The sequence below is a fragment of the Streptomyces sp. WM6386 genome, from assembly GCF_000972385.1.
In the GTDB taxonomy this organism is placed as follows: domain Bacteria; phylum Actinomycetota; class Actinomycetes; order Streptomycetales; family Streptomycetaceae; genus Streptomyces.
Map to the genome: position 1 here is coordinate 1 of NZ_JXTE01000506.1, position 438 is coordinate 438.

The window sequence follows — 438 nt, forward strand, 5'->3', positions numbered from 1 at the left end:
GGGCCAGGCCGCCGGTGAAGACGACGATCAGCGCACTGATCACCGCCATGATCATCAGCGCCACTGTCACCCCAAGCCGGACCGGCAGCACCTTCCAGACGGGACGGCCCTCGGGGACGTCGTAGACGGCGTTCGCGCTGCGGATGAACGCGGCGACATAGCCGGAGGCCGACCACACGGCGAGGGCCAGACCGGCGATCGCCATGATCGAGCCGATGCCGGCGTTGCCCTGCATCTGCTTGACGGCGTTGCTGAGCACGTCGCGGGCCGCGCCCGGGGTGCCCCCGCCGTGCCTTCCGTGCAATTTCAATGTCCGAACCATGGCATCCAGGTATCCGGACGAGCGCAGCCCATACGCTGCATTTACGACAAAATACTGCTCACTGCATGTTTTGCGACCCTTCATGGCTAGTCGGACAGGAGGCCAGCAGATAGGGG

At 65.3% G+C, this 438-nt stretch carries 1 protein-coding gene; it reads right to left on the reverse strand.

What is annotated here, in order from left to right:
- Positions 1-310 (reverse strand): YhjD/YihY/BrkB family envelope integrity protein (locus TN53_RS42450; RefSeq protein ID WP_234441870.1); only part of this gene is annotated, 310 nt, incomplete at its 3' end.
- Positions 311-438 lie beyond the last annotated feature (128 nt).